The sequence below is a fragment of the Erwinia sp. E_sp_B01_1 genome (genome assembly GCF_036865545.1).
Taxonomy (GTDB): domain Bacteria; phylum Pseudomonadota; class Gammaproteobacteria; order Enterobacterales; family Enterobacteriaceae; genus Erwinia.
The window spans coordinates 1225020-1236410 of record NZ_CP142208.1; the positions used below are offsets into that span (position 1 = coordinate 1225020).

Below are 11391 nucleotides of genomic sequence, written 5' to 3' on the forward strand. Positions count from 1 at the left end.
CGAAATCTCAGCAATTTCAATGGAGTCATTATACATGAGAAAGCATGTTGACTATACAGGAACACACAAAATCATTACCCGTGACCAGTACCTGAAGTCTCTCCATCCATCCATTGCGGCAAAGCTGAAGTGGATTCTGGAAGAGAATAAGCCGAAGGGGAAGGGTAAATGAGTAATGTCAGAAGTTTAGCCAAAGCGAGAGAGGCCAAACGCTCACAGGACACGCCGAAAGAGGTCGGTAAGGGGTTTACCTTGCTGCACAGAAAAATACAGGAGACGGAGTTCTACAGAAAGGATTCTCAAGCTGTTCATCTTTGGGTTCATCTGATCATGTCAGCAAATTACACAGAGGCGGCGGTTAAAACAGAGTATGGGGTTATTCAGTTGCAGCGCGGCCAGTTTATTACCGGTCGCAACACGCTGGCTAGCGAGACAGGAATCGAACCAAATCGCGTTCAGTACCTGCTGAAGAAGTTCAAAAAGCTGGGAATGATTGAGACCGCATCTCCTGGTAAGTTCACGGTGATTACCATCTCAAAATATGGTGAATATCAGGGAGAAATTGTCCCAGAAGATTCCCAGAAGATTCCCAGACCAAATGCAGATGTGGCGCGGCTTCCAGAGAAGGTTGTCCCAGAAGATTCCCAGAAGATTCCCACAACTAACAATATAACTAATAAATCATTATCTAAAGATAATGATATGTCATCTCAGGATGACGAATCGCCTCGTAAGAAATCTAAGTCAATCCCATATCAGGCAGTGATGAGCGCCTATAACAATTCGGTTGGTGACAAGCTTCCAAATGCTGAATCACTCAATCCCAAGCGTAAGCGGGATATCAAGCGCCTGCTTAGCGAACTTGCAGAGCCAACAGTCGATGCTGCTGAGAAGTATTTCAGTGCCTTCATGTGCAGAGCAAAGCCGTTTTACTTCGGTGCCAATGACACTGGCTGGGCTGCAAACTTCGATTACCTGCTGAGAAGCGAGACGCTTACCAAAACCCGGGAGAACTGCCTGTGAGTGAATCATACCTGACACCCCCGCATAGCATTGACGCTGAACAGGCAGTATTGGGAGGCTTGATGCTTGATGGCGGAGAAGACCGTAGCCAGAAGGTTATGGCAATCCTAAAGCCAGAGAGTTTCTACAACAAATCACACGGTGCCATCTACGAAGCAATGCGTGACCTGCTGAAGAGAAATCAGCCTATCGACCTGCTGACCCTCTCTGATGATCTTGAGTCCCGCTCCACACTTCAGCAATCAGGCGGATTCGCTTACCTGGCTGAGATGAGTAAGAACACCCCATCATCTGCAAACATCGTGAACTACGCGCTGGTTATTCGTGACAGGGCTATGGAGCGTTACGCCATCCAGAAGCTGACCGAAGCCACTGAGATGCTCTACACCCGCAGCACGCTGACCGCAGTGGACAAGCTGGAAGCCGTTAACAGCCTGACCAGCCAGATTAGCGACTACGCCAAAACGGGAAACCGTCGTGGCCTGCGTTCGTTTGGTGAGGTTATGGATGACTGGGTAGTGGATTTGGAGAAGCGTTTCGATCCGAATGGAGAGACTCGCGGCCTGAGCACTGGCATCCCGTCAATGGACAGAATGCTGGCGCCTAAAGGACTGGTGAAAGGCTCCCTGTTTGTCATTGGCGCAAGGCCAAAAATGGGGAAAACGACCCTGTACAGCCAGATGGCTATCAATTGCGCCATTCGTGAAAAGAAACCATCCCTGATGTTCAGCCTGGAAATGCCATCTGACCAGATCCTGGAAAAGTTGGTAGGGCAGAAGTCTGGAGTTAACCCCAGCATTTTTTACATGCCGGCTACGCAGGACGATGGCGATGAGTACGTGGGTGATTACGATGGCGACTTCGACAAGGCAATTAAAACCGCTCACCGGTTGCGAGAGCTTGACCTGCTGTACATCGACGACACCCCCGGGCTGTCACTGGCTCACATCGTTGCAGAATGCCGCAAGGTTAAGCGTCAGAAGGGCAGCGTAGGCATGGTTCTGGTTGATTACCTGACCCTGATGACCGCTGAGAAAGCCGACCGTAACGACCTGGCGTACGGGATGATCACAAAGGGACTGAAGAACCTCGCCAAAGAGCTGGGTTGCGTCGTCGTCCTCCTTACTCAGCTAAACCGTGAGCTGGAGAAGCGCGTCAACAAACGCCCGCTGCCAAGCGACTCTCGCGATACAGGCCAGATTGAGCAGGACTGTGATTACTGGGTAGGCATTCACCGGGAGGGCGCATTCGATGAAACCCTGAATCAGGAAGACACCGAATTACTTCTCAGACTGAACCGGCACGGCAAAACAGGCGTGGTTTTCTGCCAGCAGAAGAACGGCGCTATCTACGACTTAGACCAGGTTGCAGCACGCATCGATCGCGAAAAGCGTCAGGATGGCAAAGGTGGCAATCAGCAGAAAGGGGGCTTTTGATGGAAAAACTACCAACCGTTATCTCCGAAGGCGAAATGAAGATAGTGCCGGGCCTGAAAATCACAGTGATGGTGCTCGACAATGGGCGTCGGATTATACCGGAAGAGGATATGCAGCGTGCTTGTGAGTGGCTGGGCATGGATCTGGCATCGGTACTTCAGGACAGGGTTATGGCCGGGCAGACTGCCAAAGGGAGTGAATAAGATGGAAGATAACAAAGTTAAAAATGCTGACGGCACCGTAACAGTCATTCATGAATGCGAGTGCTGCAGAGGAATCGGGACAGTTGACGAAAGGCTAGGCGGTGAGCCTTTCAGCAATCCGGAAGCAACATGCCCTGACTGTGACGGCATCGGGGAATGGTATGAAACTGTAATCGCCGGGGAGGCATCATGACCGACACAGTTAAGAGCGAAGATGGGCGGGAGAAGTTTGAGCGTTGGTGGGAAATTACGCATCACAACGGCAAGCCCCCACGATTTGGATGGGCCCACTGGCGTGAAGGTGATGGGTATTCATCGACTGAAGAAGACGATTCAACTCAGCGTGAATGGGAAGCTTTTCAGGCTGGTTGGCAGGCCAGAGCGGAGCAGGGGGAGAGTAATGTTAACGCTTAAGCACTTTTTCGACAGGCCATCCTGGGCAGCAGTGGCTGGCTACGATTTCAACATCATCGACTGCATGTCTGAGGCGGCTAATCGTATAAACATTTTCCAAGGTATATGGGCATTGCTCTGTGAAATTCCAGATATCGAGATGAGAGAGGTATGGAAGGTACCATTCAACCTTATGGTTTGCGTCCTGGCGTTGCTCTGGGGATTCATTTACCCATTAGCTGGGCTGTCAATTTACTTCCGCTGCAAGCGAGCGGTGAAGAAATATCCACTGCGTAGTGAATGGCCGCCGATTGTTGAGAGAAACATATCTGGCTGGCTTGAAGACTGCGAGAGGAAATTCAAATGACTGAGCTTACGTTTAACCAGTGGATGATGGTTGGCCTGATGGCAATCAGCTACCTGTTTATCACGGTCAAGACTGGGCAGTGGCTTATGTGGGTATTCCTCAAGTCATGGGAAAAGCTCCGCAAGCAAACCCGTCAGCAGCAGGCGGTTAATGACCTCTATGATGCTTTCGACCTCGATCAAATCAAAGATGGCACCACCTTGAAGGTAACCACAAAGGGCAGCCTGACAATCATGATTTACCGCACGGAGAAAAAGCATGACAGCTGAAGTAATCCCACTAAAGCGCCCCGATCACCTGCAAGAGGTGAGTAACGGTCTGTCCCTACTCAAAACATTCCACGCAACCGGCGGACACAACCATCAGACCGTGAGCTTGATTATGGCAAAGATGGCAGATGACCTGGCAAAAGCGCAGGAGCAGATGAAAGGGAGGTAGGCCGTGCATGACTTCTGTTTGCACAAATCCACTCTGGGACAGTTCACCAAACTAATCTTCGACCTCGTTTCTTCCGACAAAAAATACCGCATCAAATTCTCAGCATGGCGTGACCAACGCAGCATCCCTCAGAACTCTCTTCAGCACATGTGGTACGCAGAGCTAAGCGCTTATCTCATCAAGCGTGGCAAGCCATTTGCGTCTCCAGAATGGGTGAAGGATGCGATGAAGCACACCTACCTGGGATATGAGAGCCGGGAAATGGTCGATGTGGTGACAGGAAAGAGAACCCAGATACAGACGCTACGGCATACATCAGGCCTCGACACAGGCGACATGCATCACTACCTCACTCAGGTAGAGGGATGGGCGCTCAATGTCGGTTGCAGGCTGACGATACCGGCTGACAGCGAATATAACCAACTCAGACAAAAGCAGGTGGCTTAGATGACAGCACGTGAACGCATCAAAGAATTCCTTTCAGGGCAAAGGTTCGTATCAACCAAAATTCTCCATGACCATATTCAGTCACTTGGATTTAACCGGGTCAGTTCCTGCAGCGCTCTATCGAAGATGGTTTCCAGGGGCGAAGTTATCAGTAACGGCCATCACATCCACACCTATGTGAAGCTGAACGAAGCCTACAAGCCAAAGGCTGCCTCAGCCCGCCAGAAAGCTAATCACGCGAATCTGGGCAAGATAATGGGAAGGGTGCCACGCAAACCAAAAACAGAGGCCGGTGATAACGACATCTTCGAACTGTGCCGCAAACACAGCAATATTTATGCAATGGACAAGCTTCTCCGCGAGGTGAGGGTATGAACTTAACAGCAGAACATAGCATGGTTGAATCATTGCTTGGGCAGGCTGCAAAGGTAATTTCTGAGATGGTTCAGAAAGCAAACGCCAGGGCAGAGCAGGAAAAGGCGGTGGCCTTCAAAGGGACAGTGTCATCCATTCCAGAAATGCTTGTCAGCGCCCGGGGAAATCAAACGCTTGTCGCTGAGCTATTGGGAGCAAGCAGGGGGACAATCAGGAAATACGCCAGAGACTTCAAGGCAGAGCATCACGCCATTGTTAACGGAACCCTCATGATTAACCGGGGCCATCTTGGTGAGCACAAGAGAATTAAAGCATGAGGCAGAGAATAAGCCCCACACAGAAAGCAATCGACCAACTCATATTCCAGCCTACCCGCAGAAGCCGCAATAAACCCAAGCCTATCCCGTCAGCGAGTGAAGTAGTAACTCTCGATTATTGCTACCTGCTGTTGAAGGCTAAATGGGACCGTATGCGGAGGACGCGATGACTGAACCAAAAGAACAGGCCTGTTCGGATTGTGGTATGGCCCTGAGCGCTGATGAATCGTGGGTATGTGAGGACTGTTGCGCTTTCTACTCAATGCTTGATCCAAATTCGAATATGGCAGGAGACGATGATGGCGAACCTTCGTAAAGAAGCGCGGGGCAGGGAGTGCCAAGTCAGATTGCCGGGCATCTGCAATGGCAACTCTGAAACAGTAGTACTCGCGCACTACCGGATGGTAGGCATCTGCGGAACAGGCATGAAACCTGATGACCTTTTTGGTGCCTGGGCGTGCTCTGGTTGCCACGATGAGATAGACAGGCGTACACGTCACTGTGAAGTCACTGAGGCCCGTATAGCGCATCTGGAAGTTGTTATCAGGACACAGGATGCATTACTCAGAGAAGGAAAGGTGAAGCGATGACCGAATATCGAATAGTTCTACCCTGGCCGCCGGGCAACAATCACCTCTTCTCAGTGTTTCGAGGCAGGAAAATCAAAAGCAAGAAAGGCAGGGAATACACAGCAGCAGTCATCAAGCAAATCACCGAAGCAAATCAGCAATACCTCCTCACCGGCAGCCTGAAAGTAAAAATCACCGCATACCCACCGACACGCGCCAGGCGTGACCTGGACAACCTCTTCAAAGCCCCTCTCGACTCACTCACCCAGGCAGGCGTAATAGCCGATGACAGCCTGATTGATGACGTGCGCATGGTGCGTGGAGAAGTGAAAAAGGGTGGGCGGCTGGAAGTCCTGATAACTGAACTGGAGGAAGCATGAATAACGACACTTTGGCACAGTTGGCACAGGTAATGCGAAAGTCAGACCTGAAGAAACGATACCTCAAGCCTGTAGCTCTCATCACACCGTTACAATCCACCTGGGTACGCTGCATTCTCGATGTATGGGGAAGCAAGTACGGCGGCAACGAAGGGCCAGCAGGAGCATCCAGCGTAATCGGTCGTCTGATGATTAGGCAGGAATGGAATGGAAGGGAGAGTGAGCGGATCATGGAAGTGGTCAACAATCTGCACAAGCAGGGTTACAGCGGCAATGTGCTATTTCTGAAGGCCAAAGAAATCCTCAACCCTCAGAACAGCGTCAGCAATCTTCTCGACCGCGCCAACGAAACGGAAGATGCCGACTTTGTAGAATCCATCATCACTAAGATATTCGCACCGAACAATCCGATCCGGTATGTAGCTATTAAGCATTACTGTGAGCGCAAATGCTCGCAAGATATTGCTAATGAGTTATCCCGTATTACCGGCATGCACTTCGAAAATGCCAAAACCCGAATAAAATGGTGCAGGCAATTACTTGAGGCTTCCGTTTATCACGCTATAAAGCGAGAAATGAATGGGATAAATCACAAACATGCCGCTTAAGTTCGTTAACGTGAAAATAAATATTGAAAACGTCACTTCGACCTGGTAAATTTATGCCATGCTCGGATGACAAAGACAGAAGAGCGGCAGATTACTGAAAATAAGGCCTGAGTTTAGCGACTTGGGCCTTTTTTATTGGGTTTTCGTCATGGTTAGCAACTTTTGCGGGTTTTAAGAAACGAACCAAATAAAGTAAATGCAAACGATGATGTAGTTCTGATGGCGGCTTAACAGCCTGTAAGTCAGTGAGGTCTTCCAATCCCTCATAACCGAATTTGGCGCAGTGGCCCGCTGTGATTAATAATGGGCACCCAACAGGTAAGAGCATTAGGCAGACGGCATCTCTCACCAAAGATTAGCGATGAGTGAAATGACAGTGAGTGAATGTGACGACGCTCGTCAGTGCTCTTTCCTGTGGGTAACAACGGGCATGTCGCCTTAGTAAATCCCAACTCGGTGCTGGATTCGCGACTAGCCGTCCACTCCACGAAACGGGGTACACAACTGACAAGCAGCTTGACGAAGTGGCAACAGATACGCCGCTCGTGTTGTGAAGCAGGCTGCTTTTCGTTGTGGTGTAACTCAATTCCCGCCTGGCGGTGGGTTAGATGGGTAGAGTAATGCATCAACCAGTTAGCTGGCAGGGCAGGCATGATGCTTATGCTGAACCTGAGTGTCAGTTCGAGTCTGACCACCACAACACCTAATACCGAAGGTCGCCATTAGAGCGGCCTTTTTTTATTCCAGTTTTCGCCCCTACCAATTAACTCGACCCTCAAATATTCCTGTGTGGTAGCGGGCGTCTTTCATTCAACAGCAAAAGAGCCGGTCTGACCGGGATCGCCGGAGACGGCTATGGCATTCGATATAACCAAAGAGTTCTTCATTGGTGCTGGCGGCTCCCTGGCCGCATCCATTGCGGGAGTCATGGCGTTTGGCCGTTACTGGGTAAGCAGCAGGGCTCAGAACGCAAACGACAAATCACAAATCAATATGCTCCAGTGGCAAATGGATGAGTTAAAGCGCTCCAAGGAAGAGAACAAGCAACTGCGTGATGAGATTGAAGATCGTGATGAGACGATAAGAAAGTATTGGGCTGAGATATCAGAAACCAAAACCACTCTTCAGATAATCCAGATATCCCAAAAGCACCTCGAAGAACAAAACACCTTACTTAAGGAGCAGGTGAAAGAGCTGACCACTTCTAACATGGAGATGGTTAAGCAACTCATCGAGCTTCGAGAATCCCTGAGGGTTCAATGATGATCAAGAACTCCCAAGGTGAAACCATACTGACCTGGCAAATGCTGGTGATTATTTCCTTAACGTCATTCGCAATATTCCTTGGCGGGGTTTCATCTGGTTACTTCTACTTTCGTGCTGAGTACCTGCCCAAGGCAGAGGCCCGCGACAAGGTAGTGAACGAAATCAAGAAGCAGGTCGATCAGCTTCCGACCCAGAAAGAACTCAAGCAGGTTGTTAAGGAGGATTCTAAGTGAGCCAAGCAATCCAGATCCTCAATTTTGAGGAAGGGTACAAAGAATCCCCATACCTCGATACGCTCGGTTACCCCACTGTTGCAGGCGGCGTGCGGATAGGGCCCAAAGGTGCCAGCCTGACAAATTACACCTTCACCGTTCCTCGTGCTGTTGGTGATGTGTGGAAGCAGTTGATTCTGGATGGAAAGATTTACGAGATGAACAACCGGCAGAATATCGCAGCAGCACTCAAAGCGTGTAACCCGGCTCGGGCAGACATTCTCTACAGCATGGGATATCAGCTTGGCGTCGATGGTCTGGCAGCATTCAAGAACACTCTGGTTCTCATCTCTAACGGCAACTTCACTGGGGCTGCTAACGAGATGCTCAAGAGCCTGTGGGCCAAGCAAACGCCTAAGCGTGCCCAGCGTCACGCAGAAGTAATGCGCACTGGTAGCTATGACGCATACAAGGGGCTGATATGACATTCGCTATCTGGCTCCTGATTGTGCTTATCGCAATCATCGGTGTGCTGCTGATCCGTAAATACTCCTCGCTTGAGTTTGTAGCTCACGCCCGGCTGCTGTTTAAAGCGTGGTCGGTATGGCTGGCCTCTCTGGGTTCAGCATTAAGCGCCTGGGTGCAATCTTTCCCTGATGCTGCAATGAATGGCTGGAACATGCTTCCCCCTGACATTAAGTCATTCCTGCCTCAGAACTACCTCGGCATGATTGGCGCTTTCATGGTGGCAATGGCCGTCATCTCCCAGTTCGTTCGCCAGCACAAGCTGGTAGAGCAAAAGCAGGAAATGGAGCGCAGGCCATGAGCGAGATAATGACGCTCTTAACCGGCGCATGGGGTCACCTGGCAGGCGGACTGGCAATAGTCGCCGCTCTCGCGCTTTCATGGTTCGGCGGAAAAAAGATTGGCACCACGCAGACACAGGCTGAAGCTGACGTTAAAGCGGCTAAGGTCGAATCTGCTCAGGTATCGGCTGTAGCTGAAAAGCAGAAAGAAAACACACAGGCGGTGAAGGATGTACAGCAAAGCAATTCTGCTCTCACTGATAGCGCTGCTCGCGACAAGTTGCGCCAGTCCCAATACAACCGGACAGAGTAACCCCACAACTATCGCTGATTCCAGCTGCACCCTGTTTGGCCCCATATACACCTATGGTAAAGACGCCGAACTGATGGATATCCGCACCGTCCGCGAGATAAACACGCACAACGACACTTACGATCGCGTGTGTGGAGAAAAGAAATGAACCCTCTTAAATGGCTCCTGACTAAAGCGGAGCCCGTAACCAAGGAAGCACCAGTGACCGATATCACCGCATCAGAAGCAGCACCAGAAACCAACGTTGAAACCCCAGCAGTTGAGCCAGCTCCAGTAGCAGTAGTGAAAACTGGCGTGAAGGACTTCGAAGCCGCACTGTCATTCGTAGAGAGCGGCGTTGCTAAGTTGGGTGAAGCTGCCAAAGCAGAGCTGAAGGCGCTGGCTCAGAAGTACCTGTAGCTCATTACAAGAGCCATCCACTTTTCCCGGTGGCTCTGATAATGACTTACGTATCTGTGGAGGATGCCATGGTTCAGCGAGTAATGACGACAGGTGGTTATCCCGTAAAGATGCCTGACGCTAACGAAATCTCTGACGATGTGACAGGCGACCTGATGGGCCGTCAAATCAGCATCAATCAGATTGCCGGTGCGAGTGACGCAGTAAACAGCGTGCTTCATGCAAAAACAGCAGAAGAGATACGCAATGCTGCAGGCATTCAGGAATCCCAGATTGCCGTGAAGGGTGATGCTGGTAAGTCAGCATATGAAATAGCTGTTCAGGAAGGGTTTGAAGGAAGCCAAACCGAATGGCTTGAGTCGCTTCATGGCAGTGACGGCATTGATGGCATTGATGGAAAAAATGGTACCGATGGCCGAGACGGAACAGACGGAAAAAATGGATCTGACGGAAACTCTGCCTATCAGATTGCCCGTGATGCTGGCTATGGCGGCACAGAGACACAGTGGTTAGCAAGTCTCAATGGTTATGACGGTAAAGATGGGATTAACGGAGTTGATGGAAAAAACGGTGCAGACGGAAAGGACGCCTTGCCGGGGAAAGATGGCTTGAACGGCAGTAACGGTAAAGACGGGCTGAACGGAAAATCCGCTTACGAGTTAGCTGTATCCGGTGGTTTTTCTGGTACGCAAACTCAATGGCTGGCTTCGCTGAATGGTACGAATGGCAAAGATGGTACGAATGGGAAGGATGGCATCAATGCTACGCCAATCCTCTTTGAAGCCATCGATTCTAAAGTCGTCACAGCCGGCACAAAGGTGGCAATCAAGTTCACCAAAACATATTCAACTCCCCCTGTAGTCTCGCCAATACCAACCTGGTCAGGATTGCAGATGAACATTGGTTCAGCCTCAGAAGTTACAACGACTGGATGTAACGTCACCGTATTGCAGTCACTTGGCACACTCCTGTTATCAGGTGGGCCATTTGGCAATGCGCCGGCTAACGCAACATTCCGCATGTTCGTGATTGGGAGCTGATGATGGTTAAGTTCAATATCATATGCCACTGCAAAATCAAATGGTGGGTAAAGCCACTTATTGGGATTGTTAAAGCATGGGTTCTTGTCACCAGAAAGAATATCGACGTAGACAGGCTGGCTGATTTTGTAGCCAGTCACGGCATAAAAAAACAATACATCACAAAAGAGATTTAAATGGCAAAGCTCACCGACAAACAAGAGCTGTTTGCCCGTGAGTACCTGAAAGACCTCAATGCTACACAGGCAGCTATCAGGGCGGGTTACAGCGAGAAGACCGCTCAGATGCAATCAAGCCGTCTGCTATCAAATGTTATGGTCCAAGATTGCATTGCAGCGCTGAAGGCCGATCGCAATGAAGAAGTCGGTATAGATGCAGCCTACGTGCTTCGCCGCCTGGTAGAGATAGACCAGATGGATGTTATCGATATTCTCCAGCCAAATGGCGAGCTGAAGCCGATTAAGGACTGGCCTAAGACGTGGCGCACTACCCTTTCGGGAATGGATGTCACTGAGATGTCAGGCGACGACTCAGGATTCCTGAAAAAGATTAAGTGGCCTGATAAGGTGAAAAACCTCGAGCTTCTTGGTAAGCATGTGACTGTTCAAGCTTTCAAAGAGAACATCAAGTCAGAGCATTCCGGAAATATCGGCATCAACCTGAATAAAACCCTCACTGAGCTATTCGACGATGACAGCGATTAACCCGATATTTAAACCCTTCGTGAAGCCATCCCGCTACAAAGTGGCAAAGGTGGTCGCGGGTCAGGTAAAAGCTGGACGATTGCTCGCTTACTGGT

24 protein-coding genes are annotated in these 11391 nt (G+C 50.1%); all 24 read left to right on the forward strand.

Annotated features, from left to right (window positions below; translation table 11 throughout):
- Positions 1-34 precede the first annotated feature (34 nt).
- The 24 genes from VRC33_RS05920 (at position 35) to VRC33_RS06035 (ending at position 11296) form a co-directional block, all read left to right on the forward strand.
- Entirely contained in the window at positions 35-172 is a 138-nt protein-coding gene (locus VRC33_RS05920; RefSeq protein ID WP_338567553.1) for a hypothetical protein, read from the forward strand.
- The gene (locus VRC33_RS05925; protein WP_338561831.1) at positions 169-1023 is read left to right on the forward strand and encodes a DNA replication protein; all 855 of its coding nucleotides are present in this window, start codon (positions 169-171) and stop codon (positions 1021-1023) included. The genes VRC33_RS05920 and VRC33_RS05925 overlap by 4 nt, the downstream gene beginning before the upstream one ends.
- Positions 1020-2459, forward strand: a complete 1440-nt coding sequence (locus tag VRC33_RS05930; RefSeq protein WP_338561833.1) for a DnaB-like helicase C-terminal domain-containing protein — start codon at positions 1020-1022, stop codon at positions 2457-2459. The genes VRC33_RS05925 and VRC33_RS05930 overlap by 4 nt, the downstream gene beginning before the upstream one ends.
- Entirely contained in the window at positions 2459-2662 is a 204-nt protein-coding gene (locus tag VRC33_RS05935) for a hypothetical protein (RefSeq protein WP_338561835.1), read from the forward strand. Before VRC33_RS05930 ends, VRC33_RS05935 begins: the two co-directional genes overlap by 1 nt.
- Positions 2663-2851: 189 nt before the next feature.
- Positions 2852-3076, forward strand: a complete 225-nt coding sequence (locus tag VRC33_RS05940) for a hypothetical protein (RefSeq protein ID WP_338561837.1) — start codon at positions 2852-2854, stop codon at positions 3074-3076.
- The gene (locus VRC33_RS05945; protein ID WP_338561839.1) at positions 3063-3422 is read left to right on the forward strand and encodes a hypothetical protein; all 360 of its coding nucleotides are present in this window, start codon (positions 3063-3065) and stop codon (positions 3420-3422) included. The genes VRC33_RS05940 and VRC33_RS05945 overlap by 14 nt, the downstream gene beginning before the upstream one ends.
- Positions 3419-3691 carry a DUF4752 family protein gene (locus VRC33_RS05950; RefSeq protein WP_338561841.1) on the forward strand — a complete coding sequence of 91 codons (273 nt, stop codon included), beginning with the start codon at positions 3419-3421 and terminating at the stop codon, positions 3689-3691. The genes VRC33_RS05945 and VRC33_RS05950 overlap by 4 nt, the downstream gene beginning before the upstream one ends.
- The gene (locus tag VRC33_RS05955) at positions 3681-3860 is read left to right on the forward strand and encodes a hypothetical protein (RefSeq protein ID WP_338561843.1); all 180 of its coding nucleotides are present in this window, start codon (positions 3681-3683) and stop codon (positions 3858-3860) included. Before VRC33_RS05950 ends, VRC33_RS05955 begins: the two co-directional genes overlap by 11 nt.
- A gap of 54 nt (positions 3861-3914) precedes the next feature.
- Positions 3915-4307 carry a hypothetical protein gene (locus VRC33_RS05960; protein WP_338564091.1) on the forward strand — a complete coding sequence of 131 codons (393 nt, stop codon included), beginning with the start codon at positions 3915-3917 and terminating at the stop codon, positions 4305-4307.
- Positions 4308-4682 carry a hypothetical protein gene (locus VRC33_RS05965; RefSeq protein ID WP_338561845.1) on the forward strand — a complete coding sequence of 125 codons (375 nt, stop codon included), beginning with the start codon at positions 4308-4310 and terminating at the stop codon, positions 4680-4682.
- Between the two features lie 107 nt (positions 4683-4789).
- Positions 4790-4999, forward strand: a complete 210-nt coding sequence (locus VRC33_RS05970; protein WP_338577001.1) for a protein ninH — start codon at positions 4790-4792, stop codon at positions 4997-4999.
- Positions 4996-5169 (forward strand): NinE family protein, encoded by a 174-nt coding sequence (locus VRC33_RS05975; RefSeq protein ID WP_338561847.1) that lies wholly within the window; start codon positions 4996-4998, stop codon positions 5167-5169. The genes VRC33_RS05970 and VRC33_RS05975 overlap by 4 nt, the downstream gene beginning before the upstream one ends.
- 35 nt (positions 5170-5204) lie before the next feature.
- Positions 5205-5315 carry a protein NinF gene (locus VRC33_RS05980; protein ID WP_338564095.1) on the forward strand — a complete coding sequence of 37 codons (111 nt, stop codon included), beginning with the start codon at positions 5205-5207 and terminating at the stop codon, positions 5313-5315.
- The gene (locus VRC33_RS05985) at positions 5299-5589 is read left to right on the forward strand and encodes a DUF1364 domain-containing protein (protein WP_338564097.1); all 291 of its coding nucleotides are present in this window, start codon (positions 5299-5301) and stop codon (positions 5587-5589) included. Before VRC33_RS05980 ends, VRC33_RS05985 begins: the two co-directional genes overlap by 17 nt.
- Complete coding sequence (locus VRC33_RS05990) at positions 5586-5948, forward strand: RusA family crossover junction endodeoxyribonuclease (RefSeq protein ID WP_338561851.1); 363 nt, start codon at positions 5586-5588, stop codon at positions 5946-5948. Before VRC33_RS05985 ends, VRC33_RS05990 begins: the two co-directional genes overlap by 4 nt.
- A complete protein-coding gene (locus tag VRC33_RS05995) occupies positions 5945-6556 on the forward strand; it encodes a hypothetical protein (protein ID WP_338561854.1) in 612 nt (203 codons plus the stop codon). The genes VRC33_RS05990 and VRC33_RS05995 overlap by 4 nt, the downstream gene beginning before the upstream one ends.
- 855 nt (positions 6557-7411) lie before the next feature.
- Positions 7412-7819, forward strand: a complete 408-nt coding sequence (locus VRC33_RS06000; RefSeq protein ID WP_338561857.1) for a hypothetical protein — start codon at positions 7412-7414, stop codon at positions 7817-7819.
- A complete protein-coding gene (locus VRC33_RS06005; protein ID WP_338561860.1) occupies positions 7816-8055 on the forward strand; it encodes a hypothetical protein in 240 nt (79 codons plus the stop codon). The genes VRC33_RS06000 and VRC33_RS06005 overlap by 4 nt, the downstream gene beginning before the upstream one ends.
- Positions 8052-8519 (forward strand): lysozyme, encoded by a 468-nt coding sequence (locus VRC33_RS06010; protein ID WP_338561862.1) that lies wholly within the window; start codon positions 8052-8054, stop codon positions 8517-8519. Before VRC33_RS06005 ends, VRC33_RS06010 begins: the two co-directional genes overlap by 4 nt.
- Positions 8516-8860, forward strand: coding sequence for a hypothetical protein (locus VRC33_RS06015; RefSeq protein ID WP_338561864.1), 345 nt, complete (start codon positions 8516-8518; stop codon positions 8858-8860). The genes VRC33_RS06010 and VRC33_RS06015 overlap by 4 nt, the downstream gene beginning before the upstream one ends.
- Positions 8857-9153, forward strand: a complete 297-nt coding sequence (locus tag VRC33_RS06020; protein WP_338561866.1) for a hypothetical protein — start codon at positions 8857-8859, stop codon at positions 9151-9153. Before VRC33_RS06015 ends, VRC33_RS06020 begins: the two co-directional genes overlap by 4 nt.
- Before the next feature lie 144 nt (positions 9154-9297).
- On the forward strand, positions 9298-9552 hold the full coding sequence (locus VRC33_RS06025; RefSeq protein WP_338561868.1) for a hypothetical protein: 255 nt from the start codon (positions 9298-9300) through the stop codon (positions 9550-9552).
- Positions 9553-9593: 41 nt separating this feature from the next.
- Positions 9594-10592, forward strand: a complete 999-nt coding sequence (locus tag VRC33_RS06030) for a hypothetical protein (RefSeq protein ID WP_338561870.1) — start codon at positions 9594-9596, stop codon at positions 10590-10592.
- A 176-nt stretch (positions 10593-10768) separates the two neighbouring features.
- Positions 10769-11296 carry a terminase small subunit gene (locus VRC33_RS06035; protein ID WP_338561872.1) on the forward strand — a complete coding sequence of 176 codons (528 nt, stop codon included), beginning with the start codon at positions 10769-10771 and terminating at the stop codon, positions 11294-11296.
- The last annotated feature ends 95 nt before the right edge of the window (positions 11297-11391 follow it).

Coding starts and splice junctions, on each gene's coding strand:
- VRC33_RS05965 (WP_338561845.1), top strand. CDS start 4,308: ATGACAGCACGTGAACGCATCAAAGAATTCCTTTCAGGGCAAAGGTTC.
- VRC33_RS05925 (WP_338561831.1), top strand. CDS start 169: ATGAGTAATGTCAGAAGTTTAGCCAAAGCGAGAGAGGCCAAACGCTCA.
- VRC33_RS05935 (WP_338561835.1), top strand. CDS start 2,459: ATGGAAAAACTACCAACCGTTATCTCCGAAGGCGAAATGAAGATAGTG.
- VRC33_RS05975 (WP_338561847.1), top strand. CDS start 4,996: ATGAGGCAGAGAATAAGCCCCACACAGAAAGCAATCGACCAACTCATA.
- VRC33_RS06030 (WP_338561870.1), top strand. CDS start 9,594: ATGACTTACGTATCTGTGGAGGATGCCATGGTTCAGCGAGTAATGACG.
- VRC33_RS06005 (WP_338561860.1), top strand. CDS start 7,816: ATGATGATCAAGAACTCCCAAGGTGAAACCATACTGACCTGGCAAATG.
- VRC33_RS05985 (WP_338564097.1), top strand. CDS start 5,299: ATGGCGAACCTTCGTAAAGAAGCGCGGGGCAGGGAGTGCCAAGTCAGA.
- VRC33_RS05955 (WP_338561843.1), top strand. CDS start 3,681: ATGACAGCTGAAGTAATCCCACTAAAGCGCCCCGATCACCTGCAAGAG.
- VRC33_RS05920 (WP_338567553.1), top strand. CDS start 35: ATGAGAAAGCATGTTGACTATACAGGAACACACAAAATCATTACCCGT.
- VRC33_RS06035 (WP_338561872.1), top strand. CDS start 10,769: ATGGCAAAGCTCACCGACAAACAAGAGCTGTTTGCCCGTGAGTACCTG.
- VRC33_RS05950 (WP_338561841.1), top strand. CDS start 3,419: ATGACTGAGCTTACGTTTAACCAGTGGATGATGGTTGGCCTGATGGCA.
- VRC33_RS05940 (WP_338561837.1), top strand. CDS start 2,852: ATGACCGACACAGTTAAGAGCGAAGATGGGCGGGAGAAGTTTGAGCGT.
- VRC33_RS06025 (WP_338561868.1), top strand. CDS start 9,298: ATGAACCCTCTTAAATGGCTCCTGACTAAAGCGGAGCCCGTAACCAAG.
- VRC33_RS05995 (WP_338561854.1), top strand. CDS start 5,945: ATGAATAACGACACTTTGGCACAGTTGGCACAGGTAATGCGAAAGTCA.
- VRC33_RS05990 (WP_338561851.1), top strand. CDS start 5,586: ATGACCGAATATCGAATAGTTCTACCCTGGCCGCCGGGCAACAATCAC.
- VRC33_RS05980 (WP_338564095.1), top strand. CDS start 5,205: ATGGCCCTGAGCGCTGATGAATCGTGGGTATGTGAGGACTGTTGCGCT.
- VRC33_RS06020 (WP_338561866.1), top strand. CDS start 8,857: ATGAGCGAGATAATGACGCTCTTAACCGGCGCATGGGGTCACCTGGCA.
- VRC33_RS06015 (WP_338561864.1), top strand. CDS start 8,516: ATGACATTCGCTATCTGGCTCCTGATTGTGCTTATCGCAATCATCGGT.
- VRC33_RS05945 (WP_338561839.1), top strand. CDS start 3,063: ATGTTAACGCTTAAGCACTTTTTCGACAGGCCATCCTGGGCAGCAGTG.
- VRC33_RS06000 (WP_338561857.1), top strand. CDS start 7,412: ATGGCATTCGATATAACCAAAGAGTTCTTCATTGGTGCTGGCGGCTCC.